The sequence below is a fragment of the Rhodococcus sp. IEGM 1341 genome (assembly GCF_030056895.1).
GTDB lineage: Bacteria > Actinomycetota > Actinomycetes > Mycobacteriales > Mycobacteriaceae > Rhodococcoides.
Genome location: NZ_JASHKV010000005.1, coordinates 1 through 18,474, shown reverse-complemented (window position 1 = coordinate 18,474; position 18,474 = coordinate 1). Strand labels below are relative to the sequence as shown.

At 65.4% G+C, this 18,474-nt stretch carries 19 protein-coding genes; 9 read left to right on the top strand and 10 right to left on the bottom strand.

The window, feature by feature from the left end; genetic code table 11:
• Positions 1-24 precede the first annotated feature (24 nt).
• From QM615_RS13100 to QM615_RS13090, 3 genes are read right to left on the bottom strand one after another with little or no spacing between them, the layout of a single operon-like run.
• The gene (locus QM615_RS13100; RefSeq protein WP_149404949.1) at positions 25-1,530 is read right to left on the bottom strand and encodes a tripartite tricarboxylate transporter permease; all 1,506 of its coding nucleotides are present in this window, start codon (positions 1,528-1,530) and stop codon (positions 25-27) included.
• A 16-nt stretch (positions 1,531-1,546) separates the two neighbouring features.
• Positions 1,547-2,083, bottom strand: a complete 537-nt coding sequence (locus QM615_RS13095; RefSeq protein ID WP_094639255.1) for a tripartite tricarboxylate transporter TctB family protein — start codon at positions 2,081-2,083, stop codon at positions 1,547-1,549.
• Complete coding sequence (locus QM615_RS13090; RefSeq protein WP_149404950.1) at positions 2,080-3,069, bottom strand: Bug family tripartite tricarboxylate transporter substrate binding protein; 990 nt, start codon at positions 3,067-3,069, stop codon at positions 2,080-2,082. Before QM615_RS13090 ends, QM615_RS13095 begins: the two co-directional genes overlap by 4 nt.
• A gap of 122 nt (positions 3,070-3,191) precedes the next feature.
• On the opposite strand from QM615_RS13090, the gene QM615_RS13085 reads away from it, so the two are divergent.
• The 3 genes from QM615_RS13085 (at position 3,192) to QM615_RS13075 (ending at position 6,140) form a co-directional block, all read left to right on the top strand.
• Positions 3,192-3,584 carry a universal stress protein gene (locus tag QM615_RS13085; protein WP_262498235.1) on the top strand — a complete coding sequence of 131 codons (393 nt, stop codon included), beginning with the start codon at positions 3,192-3,194 and terminating at the stop codon, positions 3,582-3,584.
• Positions 3,585-3,720: 136 nt separating this feature from the next.
• Positions 3,721-5,124: a hemolysin family protein gene (locus QM615_RS13080; RefSeq protein WP_149404951.1), complete on the top strand. Its 1,404-nt coding sequence runs from the start codon at positions 3,721-3,723 to the stop codon at positions 5,122-5,124.
• Complete coding sequence (locus QM615_RS13075) at positions 5,121-6,140, top strand: hemolysin family protein (RefSeq protein ID WP_068055764.1); 1,020 nt, start codon at positions 5,121-5,123, stop codon at positions 6,138-6,140. Before QM615_RS13080 ends, QM615_RS13075 begins: the two co-directional genes overlap by 4 nt.
• A gap of 323 nt (positions 6,141-6,463) precedes the next feature.
• Here the strand turns inward: QM615_RS13075 and QM615_RS13070 are convergent, their stop codons facing one another.
• On the bottom strand, positions 6,464-6,943 hold the full coding sequence (locus QM615_RS13070; RefSeq protein WP_068055767.1) for a DUF6764 family protein: 480 nt from the start codon (positions 6,941-6,943) through the stop codon (positions 6,464-6,466).
• A 208-nt stretch (positions 6,944-7,151) separates the two neighbouring features.
• Here QM615_RS13070 and QM615_RS13065 point away from each other — a divergent pair, with 208 nt between their 5' ends.
• Complete coding sequence (locus QM615_RS13065; protein ID WP_149404952.1) at positions 7,152-7,502, top strand: VOC family protein; 351 nt, start codon at positions 7,152-7,154, stop codon at positions 7,500-7,502.
• 10 nt (positions 7,503-7,512) lie between these two features.
• Here QM615_RS13065 and QM615_RS13060 read toward each other — a convergent pair whose 3' ends face one another.
• Positions 7,513-7,887 carry a winged helix-turn-helix transcriptional regulator gene (locus tag QM615_RS13060; RefSeq protein ID WP_149404953.1) on the bottom strand — a complete coding sequence of 125 codons (375 nt, stop codon included), beginning with the start codon at positions 7,885-7,887 and terminating at the stop codon, positions 7,513-7,515.
• A gap of 113 nt (positions 7,888-8,000) precedes the next feature.
• Between QM615_RS13060 and QM615_RS13055 the strand changes: the two genes are divergently transcribed.
• Both QM615_RS13055 and QM615_RS13050 read left to right on the top strand, forming a co-directional pair.
• Positions 8,001-8,855 carry an SDR family oxidoreductase gene (locus QM615_RS13055; protein ID WP_149404954.1) on the top strand — a complete coding sequence of 285 codons (855 nt, stop codon included), beginning with the start codon at positions 8,001-8,003 and terminating at the stop codon, positions 8,853-8,855.
• Between the two features lie 59 nt (positions 8,856-8,914).
• Positions 8,915-9,499 carry an FKBP-type peptidyl-prolyl cis-trans isomerase gene (locus tag QM615_RS13050; RefSeq protein ID WP_149405575.1) on the top strand — a complete coding sequence of 195 codons (585 nt, stop codon included), beginning with the start codon at positions 8,915-8,917 and terminating at the stop codon, positions 9,497-9,499.
• Between the two features lie 67 nt (positions 9,500-9,566).
• Here the strand turns inward: QM615_RS13050 and QM615_RS13045 are convergent, their stop codons facing one another.
• The gene (locus QM615_RS13045) at positions 9,567-10,196 is read right to left on the bottom strand and encodes a lipocalin family protein (RefSeq protein WP_149404955.1); all 630 of its coding nucleotides are present in this window, start codon (positions 10,194-10,196) and stop codon (positions 9,567-9,569) included.
• A complete protein-coding gene (locus QM615_RS13040) occupies positions 10,193-12,226 on the bottom strand; it encodes an MMPL family transporter (RefSeq protein ID WP_188078586.1) in 2,034 nt (677 codons plus the stop codon). The genes QM615_RS13045 and QM615_RS13040 overlap by 4 nt, the downstream gene beginning before the upstream one ends.
• A 207-nt stretch (positions 12,227-12,433) precedes the next feature.
• On the opposite strand from QM615_RS13040, the gene QM615_RS13035 reads away from it, so the two are divergent.
• Positions 12,434-12,913, top strand: a complete 480-nt coding sequence (locus QM615_RS13035) for a MarR family winged helix-turn-helix transcriptional regulator (RefSeq protein ID WP_149404956.1) — start codon at positions 12,434-12,436, stop codon at positions 12,911-12,913.
• Between the two features lie 280 nt (positions 12,914-13,193).
• Positions 13,194-13,532, top strand: a complete 339-nt coding sequence (locus tag QM615_RS13030) for an STAS domain-containing protein (RefSeq protein ID WP_231893846.1) — start codon at positions 13,194-13,196, stop codon at positions 13,530-13,532.
• Between the two features lie 172 nt (positions 13,533-13,704).
• Here the strand turns inward: QM615_RS13030 and QM615_RS13025 are convergent, their stop codons facing one another.
• The 3 genes from QM615_RS13025 to pruA all read right to left on the bottom strand — a co-directional run bounded on the left by QM615_RS13025 (position 13,705) and on the right by pruA (position 16,684).
• The gene (locus tag QM615_RS13025) at positions 13,705-13,893 is read right to left on the bottom strand and encodes a hypothetical protein (protein WP_094639319.1); all 189 of its coding nucleotides are present in this window, start codon (positions 13,891-13,893) and stop codon (positions 13,705-13,707) included.
• Between the two features lie 200 nt (positions 13,894-14,093).
• Complete coding sequence (locus QM615_RS13020) at positions 14,094-15,038, bottom strand: proline dehydrogenase family protein (protein ID WP_149404957.1); 945 nt, start codon at positions 15,036-15,038, stop codon at positions 14,094-14,096.
• Positions 15,035-16,684 (bottom strand): L-glutamate gamma-semialdehyde dehydrogenase, encoded by a 1,650-nt coding sequence (pruA, locus tag QM615_RS13015; protein WP_149404958.1) that lies wholly within the window; start codon positions 16,682-16,684, stop codon positions 15,035-15,037. The genes QM615_RS13020 and pruA overlap by 4 nt, the downstream gene beginning before the upstream one ends.
• A gap of 99 nt (positions 16,685-16,783) precedes the next feature.
• Between pruA and QM615_RS13010 the strand changes: the two genes are divergently transcribed.
• Positions 16,784-18,355 (top strand): PucR family transcriptional regulator, encoded by a 1,572-nt coding sequence (locus QM615_RS13010; RefSeq protein ID WP_149404959.1) that lies wholly within the window; start codon positions 16,784-16,786, stop codon positions 18,353-18,355.
• Positions 18,356-18,474: the final 119 nt, after the last annotated feature.

Here is an 18,474-nt window from a genome sequence, read left to right as displayed (position 1 = left end):
AACACACCACTGCGCGGAGCGCACTCAGAAGTCTGCGGTTTTACGGGCGCGGATCTTGCTGACGATCGAGAACACCACAGCGATGACCATCAGTGCGTAGAGCACGATGGTGATGCCGCTGCTGATCAGAATCGACGGATCTCCTTCGCTGACGGCCAGTGCGCGTCGCAGTGATTCCTCGGCGAGCGGGCCGAGGATCACCGCGATGAGCACCGGTGCGAGCGGAATTTCGTAGCGTCGCATCATGAATCCGACGATGCCGAGTCCGAGCATGAAGATCAGGTCCACGATCGACGCACTCGACGCGTAGACGCCAAGGGCTGCGAACACCGAAATACCGGCGTAGAGGTAGTTCTTCGGGATCTTCAAAAGCTGCGCCCACAGTGGTGCGAACGGCAGGTTGAGGATCAACAGCACGATCATGGCCACGAACAGGCTGGCCAGCAGGGCCCAGACGATGTCGCCGCTGCGCTCGAAGAGCAGGGGCCCGGGTTGCATGCCGTACTGCTGGAAGGCCGCCAGCATGATCGCGGCCGTCGCCGACGTGGGCAGACCCAGAGCCAGCAATGCTCCCATTGCCGTTCCGGCCGTGGAGTTTCCGGCGGCCTCGGGACCCGCGACGCCTCGAATGGCACCCTTGCCGAACATCGGCTTCTCGCGTTTGCGATCGAGCCTGCGCTCGGTGCCGTAGGCCAGGAAGCTCGGCACTTCGGCACCACCTGCGGGGATCACACCGAACGGCACACCGAATGCCGTGCCGCGCATCCATGCCGGCAACGCATCGCGGAACTCTGCCTTGCTCAGCCACGGTCGTCCCTGCGACTTGATCAGCGAACGGTCCTCGGGTCGACCGATCTTCGACGCGATGTGGATGACCTCACCGAGGGCGAGCATCGCGACGGTGATGACGACGATGTGGATGCCGTCGAACAGGGCAGGGACCTCGAACGTGAATCGTGAAGCGCCCGAAGGGCCGTCGATACCGATGACGGCGAGGGTGAGGCCGATCAGCAGTGCGGTCAGGCCCTTGAGTGCGGAGTCCGAGACCACCGCCGAGGTGGCGATGAACGCGAACACCGCGAGGGCGAGATATTCGGCGGGACCGAAGTTGCTCGCCAAGGCGGCGAGCGTCGGGGCGAAGAACACCACCAGGGTGGTCGCGACGATACCGCCGATGAACGCGCCGATCGCCGAGGTGGCCAAAGCCTGTGGGGCGCGGCCGTTCTTGGCCATTCGATGGCCCTCGAACGTGCCTGCGATCGCAGTGCTGTTGCCGGGGGTGTTCATCAGAATGCCCGAGATGGAATCGCCGAACAGGCCGCCGAAATACACTCCGGCGAACATGATCAACGCGGCGGTCGGGTCCAGGGTGAAGGTGACGGGCAGCAGCAGGGCCACGGCCATGGCGGAGCCGAGACCGGGCAGGACGCCCACGGCGGTTCCGAGCAGCGCGCCGACGAACACCCAGACGAGGTTCATCGGAGTCAGCGCGGTGCCGAATCCGTCGATGAGATTGCTCAATGAATCCATCAGAAGTTCAGCTCCGTCAGAAGATTTGGGCGAGGACGCCGCCGGGCAGGGTCAGCCCGAGGCCAGCGGAGAATGCGATCTGAATCGTGCTCGAGACCAGCAGTGCGACTGCCGCGTCGAACACGTAACGGCGACCGCCCAATCCGACCGACACGCCCCAGAACAGCAGCGCGCCGGCCAGGACCCAGCCGAGCGGGTCGAGCAGGGCGATGAACAATGCCACCGATCCGACGGTGATCGACAGGGTTCGCCAGTTGCTGACGGTGCCGGTGTGCGGCTTTCCGTCGGCGTCGACCCCGCGGTCGATCACGTCGGGCTTGACCATCAACTGAATTGTGACCAACAGGGCGACGACGAAGCAACCGCCGGCGACGATGGCCGGAAAGACCTGTGGGCCAGGCGAGGTGGCGGTGGACGGAACATCCATCGTGACGGTTCCGTAGACCAGGAACACTCCCAGTGCAACGAGCAGTGCCGGAACGATCAGGCCGCTGCGGCCGGTCCAGAACGACCGGGACGTACCCGTGTCGGTGTCTGTGGTCGTCGTTGTCATACCAGCCCCAATTCCTCGAGAATTCCGGTGATCCGTGTCTGCTCGACCTCGAGGAATTCGCCGAATTCGTCTCCGGTCAGCACCGATTCCTTCCAACGGTTGCGTTCGACGGCCGTGGCCCACTGCTCGGTTTCGACCATCTCGGTGACGATGTCGACGAGAGTCTGCCGGTCCTCGTCCGAGATCCCCGGGGGCGCAACGATTCCACGCCAGTTCACCAGGTCGACGTTGTAGCCCTGTTCGATGAACGTCTCCACGTCGAATCCCTCGAGCGGCTCGGGCGCGGCGACGGCGAGTGCGCGTACGTTGCCTGCCTCGATCTGGTCGCGGAAGTCGTTGAAGCCACTGACCGCGACGCCGACGGTGTTCGACAGCAGCGACGTCAGGACTTCGCCGCCTCCGGAGTAGGCGATGTAATTGATTGCGGCCGGGTCGATGTCGGCTTCCTGCGCCAACTGACCCGCGACGATGTGGTCGATTCCGCCGAGGGAGCCGCCGCCGATCGGTAGTCCACCGGGATTGGCCCGCCATGCCTCGATCATGTCCTCGAGATTCTGGATGGGTGAATCCTTGGGCACCACGAAGACCTCGAAGTCCTCGGCGAGCTTGGCGATCGGGACGGTGTCGGCCAGTGTGGTCTCGGAGTTGTTGATCGCGATGCCGCCGAGCATGACGGTTCCGGTGATCATGACGGTGGTGGGCTGACCGCTGAGGTTGTCGAGTTGGCTCAGGCCGATAGTGCCGCCGGCACCGGGGACATTGACGACCTGAGCGTTGTTGACGATGCCGTCGCTACGTAGCGCCTGTTGCGATTCGCGGGCGACCAGATCCCAGCCTCCGCCCGCGGCGGCCGGTGCGATCAGTGTCAATTTGGCTCGGGCGTCGGATCCGCTGGCACTGCGAGCGGCGTCGATTCCGGCAACGGTGACTGCTCCCACCACCACCAAGGCTCCGGCCGTTCGTAGCAGTGTGGGCGATATCGCCATCAGAGACCTTTCGTGTGGGGTGTCACAGCGTCAGGTTAGATACAGTTTGTCTGATTAGTCCAGTTCACAAATCCCCGAGGGTGATCCTCGGTGAAGACGAGCAACGAGCAACGGGAGAGAACGTGTCGGTAGCGAGCGCAGTGGCAGTAGCGATGAGCAACACACCGGAGGGGCAGGAAGCGTTGCGCCGCGGTGCCGCCGAGGCCGAGCTGCGTCAGGCCGAGCTGATCGTGTTGTCCGTGGTGGACCGCGATTCCGTATCGGCAGAGGACCGCGCGGCAGCGCAGGCCGAGGTGGAGAAAACCCTTCCCGGAACTGCCACCACCGTGCGCGTCGAGCCCGACGGCGGCGACCCGGCCGGCGCGCTGGTCGATCTTGTCGCAGACGTCGGTGCGGGCCTGGTCGTCATCGGCTCCAAGCGTCGCTCCGCGGTGGGCAAGTTCCTGATGGGCAGCACCGTGCAGCGAGTGTTGCTGGACTGCCCGGTTCCCGTCCTGGTCGTGAAGGCACCGTGACCCGACACTGACTTCGACCCGGTAGTATCGGACAAACTTCACCCTTACAACCTCGAGGAATCATGGACAGCGATAAACCCGGGCCGGACACGGCCCCCCGCACCACAGCTACTACGTGCGAGGCGGTGTCCGGCGAATGAGCGTTCTGCTCACTCTTCTGCTCGGCCTGCTCGTCGTTTTCCTCATCACCGTCGCGACCGGCTACTTCGTAGCTCAGGAATTCGCGTACATGACCGTCGACCGGTCCCGGCTCAAGGCACGTGCCGAGGCCGGTGACGCCGTCGCCGCTCGTACCCTGACCGTCACCAAGCGCACGTCCTTCATGCTGTCCGGCGCGCAGCTGGGCATCACGGTCACCGGCCTGCTGGTCGGCTATGTCGCCGAACCGCTGATCGGTCAGTCCTTCGGCGCGATACTGGGCGGCGTCGGAGTTCCGACGGCCGTCGGTGTCGGCCTCGGTGCCGTTCTGGCCATCACGTTCGCGACGTTCGTGCAGATGCTCTTCGGTGAACTGTTCCCGAAGAATTTCGCCATCGCCCGCCCCGAGCCGGTGGCTCGATGGCTTTCGCTGTCGACGACCATCTACCTCAAGCTCTTCGGGTGGTTGATCACCATCTTCGACCAGTCGTCGAACCTGTTGCTCAAGGCTCTCAAGATCGAGCCGGTGCACGACGTGGAGCACTCGGCGAGCCTGCGCGACCTCGAGCACATCGTCTCGGATTCCCGCGAGACCGGCGATCTGCCCGACGAATTGTCGACGCTGCTCGATCGAATCCTCGACTTCCCCACTCGCACAGTCGAACACGCGATGATCCCGCGCTCGCGATCGGCGACGGTCCGAGACACCGACACTCTCAGCGAGGTCGCTGCCCTGATGGGGCAGGAGCACTCGAGGTATCCGGTGCTCGACGAGGACGACGGTATCGTCGGCGTCGTCCATCTCGCGGACGTCCTGTCCGCGACGGTGCCGGGTTCCAGACCGATCTCCGAGCTCACGCGTGACGCGCTGATCCTCCCGGAGATCCAGACCCTGCCCGACGCGATGCGCGAGTTGCGCTCGACCAAGAACCAATTGGCTTGTGTGATCGACGAATACGGCGGTCTGACCGGCGTCATCACGATCGAGGACCTGGCCGAGGAGCTGGTCGGCGAGATCACCGACGAGCACGACGACGACCTGTCCGATCCGAGCCCGGTCAGTGCCGACGACGGCAGCTGGACCATGGCCGGCGAGGTGCACGTCGACGAGGTCGAACGTGCCATCGGCATCGATCTGCCCGAGGGTGACTACGAGACCATTGCCGGTTTCGCCATCGCGCACAACGGATCTCTCCCCGATGTCGGGGAACGGATCGAAGTGGACCTACCACCGGACAACGCCGATCTGGCGAACGACGAGGAGAGTCCCGTTCGTTTCGTCATCCTCGAGATCGAGGAGATCGACAGCCACGTCCCGTCCCTGCTGACTCTGACGCTCGGCGAGCGTGACCCCGAACACGACGACGAGTCGGCCGAGTCGAAGGAAAGTGTGCACCGATGAGCAACATCTGGATTTTCCTGGCCGTCACGATCGGCCTCATCGCTGCCAGTGCCTTCTTCGTGGCCGTCGAGTTCGCGCTGTTGGCCGCCAAGCGGCATCGGCTCGAAGACGCGGCACCCAATTCACGTTCCGCTCGTGCGGCGCTGCGCAGCTCGTCCGAGCTGACGGTTCTGCTCGCCGGCTCCCAGCTCGGCATCACCGTCTGCACCCTCGGTCTCGGTGCGACGACGAAGCCGGCCGTGCACTACTGGCTCACGCCCCTGTTCGAGAGCGGCGGCCTGCCGTACTGGTTCGCCGACGTCCTCGGTTTCGTGCTCGCGCTGATCATCGTCACCTTCCTGCACCTGGTGGTCGGTGAGATGGCTCCGAAGTCCTGGGCCATCGCCCATCCGGAGAAGTCCGCGACGATGCTCGCAATCCCTATGCGCGCGTTCATGTTTCTCACCCGTCCGGTGCTGACGGCACTGAACAACATGGCGAACTGGTGCCTGCGGCGGGTCGGCGTCGAGCCGGCCGACACCGTTGGTACGGGCCAGAACGCGGACGACCTTCGGCAGCTGGTGGAACATTCGGTGAACGTCGGTGCCCTCGATGCCAGCTATCAGGCGCAGATTTCCAGTGCGCTGGAACTGCAGGAGTTGACCGTCGGTGACCTGGTGCGTCAGTTCGGCAAGCCCACGTCGGTACCGTCCACAGCGACGATCGACGACGTGCGCGAGGCCTCACGTCGCTCGGGACATCTGCGGATCCTGGTCAGCGACGCGGACGTGGTCAAGGGCGTGGTGCACGTGCGCGACACGTTGACCGCTCCGCAGACCCTCGCCGAGATCACGCGTCCGGCATACACGCTCGAGGCGACGACGCCGGTGTACGTTGCCCTGCAGTCGATGCGCGAGACCCGGCATCACCTGGCACTGGTGGTCGACGGTTCGGCGGCGGCGGACGATCCGGCTCGCAGCGTCGGCGTCGTGACCCTGTCGGATGTGTTGACCCGACTGTTGCCCCAGCCGGTCTGATTCGATTCCGGTTTCGAACGAGACATCCCCGCCCGGCCGAGAAGGCCGAGCGGGGATGTCTTCGTCGTGACGGGTCGAAAGAACTCAGATCGGGGCGACAACCAGCAGGTGTGCCCAGTACGACGCGACGTCGTGGCCGAGTTGGGGGAGCAGAACGTCGTAGAGCAGGTAGGACATCATTGCCGTCGAACTCCTTGTTCAGCGTGCCGTTTCCGACTCGCGTTCCGAGATTGTGGGTGACCGAGACTGCCGGTCACTGAGACTGTAGATCACACAGCCTTCGGTGACATCCATATCGCCCACTCGCACCCCCGTGGCGCACGTCAGCCGATGCAGCCCTGCAGGGTGGTGAAGCTGCCCGCGATTCCGGCACCGTTGCACACCGCGCCGTTCGGGGTGAGGGTGATGGTGGAGCCCGGTGCTGCCACCGCGATGGAGAGCCCGAGACCGGCTGCGGTGTTCTGTGCGACGGCACCGGGGCCGAAGGCGATCGCTGCAGGCGCGCCACCGAAACTGCCGTTGCTCACTGCAGTTCCACCGTTCAGTCCCAGTGCAAGGGCGGCTGCGTTGTTCATCGCCTCGGCCGAACCCCAGCCCTCGAGGCCGAGGCCGGCCGCCGCACTCGCGACGTCGGCGGAGCTGTCGCACTGCGATCCTCCGACGAGCGCAGCGACATCGGCCCCTCCGGGTGCGGTGGTGCAGGCGACCGGTGCTGCGGATGCGGTGCCGGGTACCAGTGCCGCGAATGCACACGCGAATCCGAATGCTGCCGCCCCGCCGACAATCCTCTTGGTGTGGAACATGGTGAATGCCTCCCCAGATCAGTGCGTCGGCACCGGTGTGCCGAGCGTGTCGGTCGTCGGGCCGATGTTGCGCAGGACCCGCACGCCCTGGAGTCGAGTCTAGACGGGTCCGAACGCGGCACGGGTTCGGCATCATCACGGAAACGTCTCGGTAGTATCACGCTGAAATAACGCGCTGGTGGGTGTTCGCGGCCTCTAGGATCGGACCGTGATCGGACGCATCGACGAGGTCGTTTTCGACTGCACGGACCCGGCATCGCTGGCGCAATTCTGGGCCGCGATACTCGGCGGAAAGCCGATGGTGCGTGACGCCGCCTGGCACTTCGTCGACGTCCCCGGGTTCACTCGGCTGGCATTTCAGCGAGTCCCGGAGAGCAAAGCGGGTAAGAATCGGCTCCACCTCGACGTCGCCGTATCGGATATCGACCGTGCCGTCGGGTCGGCCGTCGCCCTGGGTGCGAGGGTGCTCGGCGACCGACACTCCGACGCGGCGGGAACCTTCCAGGTGCTGCTCGATCCCGAGGGCAACGAGTGGTGCCTGGTGACGCCTCCCGCCTGAGCCCGGCCGATCAGCGGGCGTCGTGTTCGGCGCGTGACTCGAGGACGGCAGGCATGTTGCCCTCGATCAGTTCGATGAGATCGGCCAATCGGGCACCGACGTCGCGTCCCAGCGGGGTGAGGCTGTACTCCACCTTCGGTGGAATGGTCTCGAGGACGGTGCGAACCACGAGACCGTCCCGCTCGAGGGTCTGGAGGGTCTGCGAGAGCATGCGTTCGCTGACGCCGTCGACGCGTCGGCGCAACGCGTTGAATCGATAGTCGCCCTCGGTGAGGGCGGCGAGGGCGAGCACGCCCCACCTGCTGGTGGCGTTCTGCAATGTCTGCCTCGACGCACAGTCACGCGCGAAGACGGACGCTTCGAGAGATTCTGCGGGCTCGGACATATCGCCATGCTAGCGCATATCAAAGAGTCAGTAATAACTAGAAGGGTTGCACTGCACGAAAAGTAAGTGCATAGTGAAGGGGTACTCGACACCTCGACTCCAGGAGTTCGATCATGACCACAGCGGTAACAGGAGCAACGGGCAATCTCGGCGGACTCGTCGTCGACGCACTCATCGAGCGTGGTGTCGAACCCGCCGACATCGTGGCGGTCGTCCGAAACGCGGACAAGGCCGCTCCGCTGGCCGAACGCGGTGTCGTGGTTCGGGTCGCCGACTACTCCGATTCCACCGCGATGACGGCGGCTCTCGCCGGCGTCGACAAGCTTCTGCTCGTCTCGGGCTCGGAGGTGGGTCAGCGAATTGCGCAGCACACCAACGTGATCGAGGCAGCGGAGGCCGCCGGAGTGGGCCTGATCGCCTACACCAGCCTGCTGGCCGCAGACACTTCGGGAGTAAGCCTCGCGCCCGAGCACAAGGCCACCGAGGAGCGCCTCGCCGCGTCCGGCATCCCCGCGGTGTTCCTGCGCAACGGCTGGTACTGGGAGAACTACCTCGGTTCGCTCGCCCAGACCGTAGAGAGCGGAGTGCTCCTCGGCGCGGCAGGCAACGGCAAGCTCGCCGCCGCGTCTCGCGTCGACTTCGCCGCCGCGGCCGCTGCCGTGCTGACGCTCGACGATCAAGGCGGAAAGATCTACGAGCTCGGCGGCGACGAACGCCTCACCTACGCCGAGCTTGCGGCCGTCATCGGCGAACTCTCCGGCAAGCCGATCGCCTACAAGGACGTCTCGGAGTCTGAATACGCCGCGATTCTCCAGGGCGCAGGACTGCCCGACTTCGTGGCAACCATGCTGGCCAGCGCGGATGCCGGGATTGCCCGCGGCGAGCTCGACACCGATTCCGGAGACCTGCAGGCCCTGATCGGTCGAGCGTCCACCCCGGTCGCAGAAGTACTCCGCGCCGCAGTGTGACGGACATCGGGGGCGGTACTTGTAGCGTGGGCGCGGTGAATCACTCCTACACCCGCACCATGTTCCTGGCCGCCTCCGTCTCGCTCGTCCTGCTGACGGGCGCGTGCAGCTCGGACGAGGACACCTCGTCCCCGGCACCTTCCGCGTCCTCCGCGTCGTCGGACGCCGGTGCCCCAGCCGCCTCGAGCACCTGCCCCACGGAAGCACCCGACGCGGCAGCCATTCCGGAATGGACGCTGGACGGGGACTCCGGCAGCATGGCCGTCGTCGGATCCACCGACACGGCCGCGCCCGCGGTCACCGTCGACGCACCGTTCGCCGTCGGCGAGACACAGGTCGAAACGCTGATGGCTGGGGATGGACCGGTCGTCGCAGCCGACGCCGAGGTGTCCGTCTGCTACATGGGCGTCAACGGACGCACAGGGGAAACGTTCGACAGCAGCTTCGAGCGGGGCGCGCCGGTCGAATTCCCGCTCGACGGAGTTGTCGCAGGCTTTCAGAAGGCCATCGCCGGACAGACCGTCGGCTCGACCGTCGCCGTTGCGGTCACCTCGGCCGACGGCTACGCCAGCGGCAATCCGGCGGCAGGAATCGAGCCGGGCGACAGCTTGATATTCGCGATCTCGATCCTCAGCGCGAGCTGAGTGCGCTCCGCGCAGTGGTGCGGTTGAGTGCCCCAGGGGGCGCTCAACCACGCCACTGCCGCAGGCATTACACCGTCGAGAGCTGCTGAATCGTCGTCGCGCCGCCCGGGGTGGGCGTCGTGGTGATGAAGTTCGAGTCGTAACCCAGCGATTCGACGACGCCGCGGATCTCGCGGAACTGCTCGACGCTGACGTCGGGCGTGCGCTTGAGCACGAATCCGGACGTGCGGGTTGGGCTTCCGACGAACGCCCACGAGTAGTCGTCGGCGATGTAGGCGACGATGTAGTTGGTCGGTCCCTCCTGGCTCTCCTGCGTGGGAACGCCCGGGAAGCTCACGTGCAGTTGGGCATTGGTGACGGTGTCGTTGACTCGTGCGTTGCCGACGATGCGGTTTTCCTGGCCCGTCCAGGTGGTGCAGGTGTTCTCGACGCGGATGTTGGCGTCGTCGATCATCTGGTAGTTCGCCTGGGTGTCGCGGGCGCAGATCAGGTTGAAGGGCTGCGGCACCGCGGCGACCTGGTTCCAGGTGCCCAGGTAGCGCTCGACATCGAGTGACGGGATCGGAGCCAGCGGCTCGAGTCCGACCGATCCCAGCGGTCCGACCGGCTGCGCCTGAGCGGGGGCCGCGGTCAGCAGTGCGCCTGCGGCCAGGGCACCGACGAGTGCGGTGCGGCCGAATGCGTTGCGGATCTTCATGTGTTCGCTCCTTGGGTTGCGGATGTGTTCTTGTTCGAGTCGATCCTGTTCGGCCACCAGATCCCCGGGCCGATGAGGGTGAACAGGGCGGGAATCACGACGGTGCGTACCACGAAGGTATCGAGCAGAATACCCAGTCCGACGATGATTCCGAGTTGGGTCAGGGTGATCAGCGGCAGGACGCCGAGCACGCAGAACACGGCTGCCAGAACGATTCCCGCGCTCGTGATGACACCTCCGGTGGCCGAAACCGCCCGCACGATGGCAGATCTGGTGCCGTGCCGGGGCGTCTCCTCCCGGGTGCGAGTGACGAGGAAGATGGTGTAGTCCACGCCGAGCGCGACCAGGAACAGGAACGCGAACAGCGGAGTGTTGTCGTCGAGGGCGGGGAATCCGAAGACGTGCAGGCTCACCCAGCTGCCGATCCCGATAGCGGCCACTGCGCTCAATACCGTTGTCGCGACCAGGATCAGGGGCGCGACCAGGGCGCGCAACAGAACCAGGAGCACGGCGAGCACGACCGCGAGAATCGCGGGAATCACCACGAGGCGATCGCGGGCCGCTGCGTCGGTGGTGTCGAGTGCCTTGGCGTCGCTGCCGCCTACCACAGGAGTGGAGCCTGCGGAACGACCCTCGGGCGCTGCTCCGTCCACGCCGGTGAGTGCGGCGCGGAGGTCCTCGACGACGGCGAACGACTCGTCGGATGCGGGAGCCGCATCGGTGACGACCGAGAGGCGGGTGAGTCCGGTGTCGGAATCCGCGACGCGATCGACCGAGACGACTCCGTCGATGCCCTCGGCGGTGCTGATGACTGCGTCGATGTCGGCGGTGGGAGCGAGGACCGTCATAGGGTCGGCCGATCCGGCCGGGAAGTGCTGGGAGAGAGTGTCGAAGCCTTCGACGGACTCGGCGGTGACACGGAACTGCTCGGTTTGCGAGAGTCCGATCTGAGTCCCGAACAGTGCGGCGCAGCAGGCCAGCAGTGCGACGATCGTGATCGAGGCGGTGGCCACGGGGCGTCGGGCGACTCCCGCGGCGATCGAGTGCCAGACGCCCTCCGTGGTGGTGTCACGGTCCGATTCCTTGGGAACGAAGGGCCAGAACAGCTTCGGGCCGCACAGTTTCAGTAGAGGCGGCAGTACGAACAGGACGAACACTGCTGCGACCACGAGACCGGCCGCGGCCAGCGCCCCGAGGCTGCGGGTGCTCGGCAGCATCGCGAGGAGCAAGGTCAGCAGGGCCAGTACGACGGTTGCGTTGCTGGCGAGGATGGCGGGCCCGGCCTGGCGAACGGCGCGGTGCAGGGCGAGGCGATGATCGGACTCGCGACGCAGTTCCTCGCGGTATCGAGAGATGAGCAGCAGGGCGTAGTTCGTGCCTGCGCCGAACACCAGCACACTGGTGATTCCCGAGGTCGAACCGTCGAAGGAGAGCCCGGTGGCCTGGGCCAGCACGGTGCCGACGGTGGTGGCGAATCGGTCGGCGAAACCGATGACGGCCAACGGCACCAACCACAGGATGGGTGATCGGTAGGTGACGATGAGGAGGACGGCCACCACGAGGGCGGTGACGGCCAGAAGCGTGAAGTTGGCACCGGAGAACGAGTTCGCGATGTCGGCACCGAAAGCGGGTCCGCCGGTGACCTGGGCAATCAGATCGGGAGAGAGGCCGTCACTCGCAGCGGATCGCAGTTCGGTGATCAGTTCGTTGAGCGTGAAGCCCGACAACTCGGAATCGACCTGGACCAGCGCGATCGCAGCTTTGCCGTCGGGAGCGACGATCGGGGGCGGGCCGGGCTCGTCCGGCACCGAGCGATCGACTGCGAGCAGCCTGCTCTGTGCGGCAGCTGCGCCCTCGATGTCGGCGGCTGTCAGGTCGCCGCCGTCGGCCCGGCTCAGAACCAGGATCACCGGTGCGGAGTCGGAATCCGGGAATTCGGAGAGAAGCTCGTCGACCTGGTAGGACTCGGCCGACGTCGGCAACGAGTTCGGCGATTGGTCGGCGGAATCGTTGCTGCCGACCAACCCCATCACGGCCACGGCGAGGATGAAGATCGCTGCCGCCAGCGCCCCGGATCTACGCCCGGTGGCCGCGACCGCGACGCGGTCCCAGACGGTCTTGTTCTCGGTACGAGTGCTGTCCACGAAGAAACAATCTCATTTACTTAGATATTAAGCAACTGAATCTCTTGCGGGCAGTAGTCTGACGGTGACCGCAGCGAAGGAGTTACCACCGACATGGCCGACCGAAACCGCCTCGAATCCGCGATTTCCGCGGATCTACGAGCGCTGTCGTCGGTCTCCGAACAGATCGGCCAAGTGTTCGGTGCTCAACACAGCCTGCGGCCCAACGACTTTCGGGCTCTGTTGCACGTCATGGTCGCCGATGTCGAGGGTGCGCCGCTGACGGCGGGGGAACTGGGCACCATGCTGGGGCTGTCCTCGGCGGCGATGACCTACCTCGTCGAGCGCATGATCACCTCCGGGCACATCCGCCGCGAATCCGACGCGTCCGATCGACGCAAGGTCATTCTGCGGTACGACGAGCACGGGATGGAGGTCGCTCGCGGATTCTTCGGCCCCCTCGGTAAGCGGACGAGCGCCGCATTGGCGGACCTCCCCGATGGCGATCTCGCCGCCGCGCATCGGGTGTTCGAAGCGCTGATCGGCGCTATGCGAGAACATCACGCAGACCTGGGAAACAGCCGTCGCGCGTAGGGGCCGCGCCCGGCGCGATGTTCGAACCGCTGGTGGGTGGCCTGTTCTGGCCAATGCTGGACTCCGAGCGTGCGAGTAACGTAGGGTTGGCCACGGTTGAGCTAACAGCCGGTCACGGGGAAACGCAGCGAAGTCGGCGTCCGGGTCAGGCTAAAATTCTGCTCCCGCTGCGTCAATCGGTTTCCCCCTTCAGTTCGACCGATCGATGGGATCTGCCATGAGTGTTGAATCTTCAGGCAACAAAGTTCGAACCACCCCGGTGACTGTCGCGGAGAAGTCCGTGTCCGTCGCAGCAACCGGAGCAATCTTCACCGCGCACGACGGCCCCGACGGATCACTCGTCGTCGCCGTCCACGGCGACATCGACATGCGCAGCGCGCCGATGTTCTCCGATTTCGTCTGCAGCCGCGTGTCCAGCAAGAGGCATGTCACCCTCGATCTGTCCAATGTCGAATTCTTCGGCATTGCTGGTCTCACCGTTTTCGATGCAGTCCGTGACTACACGGCCGGCATCGGCGCATCATGGTCGATCGTCGCAGGACGCTCGGTCTCACGTCTGATCCAGGTCGCCGACCTCGAGTCCACAATTCCGACGGCTCGTCCCTCGAACGACCGGTAATACTCCGGCGATCATCGCCGCGACAAGAGGTGGGCAGCTCCAGTACGGGGCTGCCCACTGTTCGTCGTTCTCGAGTCGTCTGCCCCCGAGTTGCCTGTCCCCGAACGAACGACCCTGCAGAACGGCGCAGCCGATGTACAGGGTCGTTCGAAGTTGTTGCAGCCCAGGAGAACTAGTCCTCGGTTCCCTCCGAGGCGCTGAAGAAGGCCCACTCGCCGTCGTGCTCGACCTCGAGTCGCCATCCCAATTCCTCGTTGTCCGACTTGCTGTCCTTGAACCAGGCGTGCGCGTCCTCCGAACTGGAGATGTCCTTGGTCTCGACGACGGTTCCGTGCGGATCGATAACTCTGTAATTTGCCATGACGTCGGGATGCCCCGATGTCGCACGGCCTAATCCACGCTGGAACGCCGAGGCGAGAGGGCGGCCGACTCCGGTGGTGTACAAAAGCGCGCGCATTCGTCGAATGCGCGCGAAATCGCCTCGGAAACCACGCGATTCTGCGCGCAGCCGGCAAACGCGCGCGCTTGTGCGGTGAGCGAGCGAGTTGTCGAGTGCACCCGCTACGTGCGCGAGAGCACCGATCGCGCGAAGAACATCAGGTTCGCCGGACGCTCGGCCAGTCTGCGCATGAAGTAGCCGTACCACTGCGACCCGTAGGGCACGTACACGCGAACGTGCCGACCGGCATCGACGAGTCGGCGCTGCTCGGGATCGCGGATGCCGTACAGCATCTGGAACTCGAACTCCTCCGACGACCTGCCCGCGGACGCCGCGAACTGCTCCGCAGCGTCGATCATCTCCGGATCGTGTGAGGCCACCATGGGGTAGCCGCGACCGTTCATCAAGACCTGCAGGCACCTCAGGTACGAGTCCGAGACCTCGCGTGCAGTCTGAAACGCCACCGACGACGGTTCGTTGTACGCACCTTTGCACAGGCGGATCCGAGATCTCGGCCCGGACAGGTCCCGGCAGTCGGCCTCGGTGCGTCGCAGATATGCCTGCAGCACCGTGCCCAGATCCGGAAAGTCCACGCGCAGTTCGCGGACGATCGACAGGGTCGAATCGGTGGTCGTGTGGTCCTCGGCATCCACCGTCACCCACACTCCCGCCGCAGTGGCAGCAGCGCAGATGGTCCGTGCGTTCTCCAGTGCCAGGGTTCGATCGATTCCCTGGCCGAGCGCGGACAGCTTGAGTGATATCTCGAGCGCTGTCGCATCGGCCTGTCGCGTCGAAAAGCGTTGTATCAGTGACAGATACGCGTCCACGGTTGCTCTCGCCTGGCCGCGGTCGGTGGTGTCCTCACCGAGGTAGTCCACCGAGACGAACCGGCCCGACGCCAGCAGGGTATCGACTGCGCTGACGGCCGCAGGCTCGGATTCACCCGCGACAAAGCGGTCGACGAGGGATCGGGTGGCGCGCAGCCGCGTCACCGTCGCCTGCAGTTTCGGCGAACGCGCCGCCGCCAGCAGCGCCGGTCGCAGCGGATTGCTGAGCAGAGTGGTCATCGTGTGCCCTCGCCTTCCTGGTGCGGGTAGCCGTGAGTGGTCGGCGGTACGAACGTTTCCTTCACGGTGCGGGCCGAGGCCCAGCGCAGCAGATTCTGCGGTGAACCCGCCTTGTCGTTGGTGCCCGATGCGCGGGCTCCGCCGAACGGTTGCTGTCCCACCACCGCGCCGGTCGGCTTGTCGTTGACGTAGAAGTTCCCGGCGGCGAATCGCAGTGCCGCATGGGCCTGTTCGACGGCCGTGCGATCGGTGGCGATGACCGCTCCGGTCAACGCGTACTTCGAGCCACTGTCCACGACACGCAGGATCTCGGCGTAGGCGTCGGGCCTGGCGTCGTCGTACACGTGGACGGCGAGGATGGGGCCGAAGTACTCGGTGGTGAAGGCCTCGTCGGTGGGATCGTCGCCGAGAAGCACGGTGGGGGAGACGAAGTAGCCCTCCGAGTCGTCACAGGTTCCGCCTGCAGCAATGGTCAAGCCGGGGACGGACTTCGCTCGGTCGAGGGCAGCTGCATTGCGGTCGAACGCCTTTCGATCGATGACGGCGCCGCCGTAGTTGGAGAGGTCGGTCACGTCACCGTACTTCAGCGCCGAGACCTGCTCGACGAACGAATCGCCCATCGAAGCCCACAGCGATTTCGGTACGAACGCCCGCGATGCTGCCGAGCACTTCTGTCCCTGGAAGTCGAACGCGCCGCGAATCATGGCCGTGGTCAGCACATCCGGATCGGCGGAGCTGTGGGCGACGATGAAGTCCTTGCCGCCGGTCTCGCCGACGAGCCGTGGGTAGGAGTGGTAGTTCGAGATGTTGTTGCCCACCTGACGCCACAGCGTCTGGAATGTCGCGGTGGATCCGGTGAAGTGGATGCCGGCCAGCCGTGGATCGGCAAGGGCGACTTCGGACACCATCGGCCCGTCGCCGAGAACGAGGTTGATCACACCCGGCGGCAGACCGGCGGCTTCTAAGAGCTGCAGCGTGAGATATGCGGCCACGGCCTGGGTGGGCGAGGGCTTCCACAGCACGGTGTTGCCCATCAACGCAGGCGCGGTGGGCAGGTTGCCTGCGATGGCGGTGAAGTTGAACGGAGTGATGGCGTAGACGAAGCCCTCGAGCGGACGGTATTCGACGCGATTCCACACTCCCGGTGCCGATATCGGCTGCTCGGCGAGAATCTGCCGGGCGAACGTGACGTTGAACCGCCAGAAGTCGATGAGCTCGCAGGGTGCGTCGATCTCCGCCTGGTAGGCCGACTTGGACTGACCGAGCATCGTTGCAGCAGCGATTCTTTCGCGCCACGGGCCGGACAGCAGATCGGCGGCCCGCAGGAACACCGCGGCGCGCTCGTCGAAGGGAAGATCGCGCCACATCGGCGCGGCTGCCGTCGCGGCGTCGATGGCGTCGCGCACATCCTGGTGGCCGGCTCCGGCGAAACTGCCGATGACCGACGAGTGCTTGTGCGGTTCGACGACGTTCTCGCGTGGGCCGTCGGCCTGTCGATGAACTCCGCCGATGACCTGATGGATCTCGACGGTGGAGGAACGCAGTTCGGTCAGGCGGCTGCGCAAGCGGGTGCGTTCCGGACTACCCGGGGCGTAGGTGTTGACCGGCTCGTTGGTGGGGGTGGGGACGGATGTGACGGCGTCCATGGCTGCTCCTCGGCTTCGGTGTGTGCTGCTCATTGAAGTCCGATCCGCACCGCGTTCAATCAGCTCATCGGCCAAAGAATTCATGATCTACTTGTCCTCATGGCCAATACGGTGTCGCTGCGTTCGATGCTGACCTCGCTGCACAGCGCCGTCGTCGAACTCGTCCTCGCGCCCGTCGGAACGGACATGGCCGTCGAGTCCGTCGCGCTGCTCGATTCCGACGACCTGCGGCTACCTCCGGGAACATCCTCCGATCTGACGCTGCTGGTGGGCGTGACCGAGGCCGATGTGATCCGGTGGTTCGACGATCTCGCGTTGCGCTCGGTCGCAGACCGACCGCTCGCGGTGCTGACCAAAGTCGCCGCCTCGACCGCGCTGTCCCACGGTGCCAGGGAGACCGGCATCGCCTTGGTCGCGGTGCACCAGCAGACACGGTGGGAGCTGTTGCTGTCGATGATGCGCGGAGTTCTCGATCAGGCCCGAGCCCAGAGCCCCGACGACGGACTGTTCGGAGCCGACACCGACCTCTACGAACTCGCGCAGACGGTGGCGTCGCTGACGAAGGGCATGGTGAGCATCGAGGACGAGCGCTCACACGTGTTGGCCTACTCGGCATCCGACGACGCGGCCGACGAGCTGCGCACCCTGTCGATTCTCGGACGCGAAGGACCGGCCGACTATCTGCGCAGACTGCACGAGCGTGGCGTGTTCGATCGACTCCGCCGCACCGACGACGTGATCGACGTGCCGGCCGATACCGAACTGGAGATTCGTCGACGCCTCGCAGTCGGGATTCGTCGCATGACCGGCAGCCCCACGACTCTCGGGACGATCTGGGTGCAGCAGGGTTCCCTCCCGCTCGCCGCCGACGCCGACGCGGTACTGCGCGGTGCCTCCGCTGTCGCGGCCCGACTGATCACCCGCATCGCGAACGCCCCGACCAACGAGGCCCTGCAGATTCAGCGCCTGCTCGGGGCCAGGGGCGGCGGAGTCGACGTCCCGTCGCTGGCGTCTGCGCTGTCGATACCCACCTCGGGTTCCGCGGCTGTCGTCGGATTCGCGGCCTGCGGAGACTTCGAGATCAGCGCCCTGGCACCGTCTGTTCGACTGCATGCCAGCGCTTTTCGACGAGACTCATTGGTCACCACCATCGGTGAGAGAATCTACGCACTGTTTCCCGTGGTTGCGTCGGGCACGGGGATTTCGGGGTGGACCGCCGACGCCGTCGGACGCATCGAGACGCGTACCTCGCTGGCGTTGCGCGCTGCGGTCGCAGCCCCGATCGCCGACCTCGAGGGCGTGGCCGTGGCCAGATTCGAGGTCGACCGAGTTCTCGACGGCACCACCGGCGAGGTGCGGGTCACCACGCTGGAGGAGTCGAGAACCTCGGTGTTGCTGGGTGAAATCCTGGAACTGATCACCAATCACGAACAGCTGCGAGACCCGCGCATCGCCGCCCTCGATCGATACGACGCCACCAACGACTCCAGAATGCGCGAGAGTCTCGAGACGTACCTGGCGTGCTTCGGCGACGTTCGGGCTGCCGCCGAGCGATTGCACATTCACCCGAACACCTTGCGCTACCGCATTCGCCGCGTCGAGCAGATCCTTGACCTCGATCTCACCGATTCCGACGCACGACTACTCGTCGAGATCCAACTGCGTCTGTGAGCGGCTTCGCCGCACGTGAGCAGGAGTGGAGCCCGCGGAACGACCCAAGTGAGCGAAAACTCGTGACGGGTTCACGTGGTCGTCGCAACGAGCAGTCGTTTGTTGTACTCCTCGAGTGG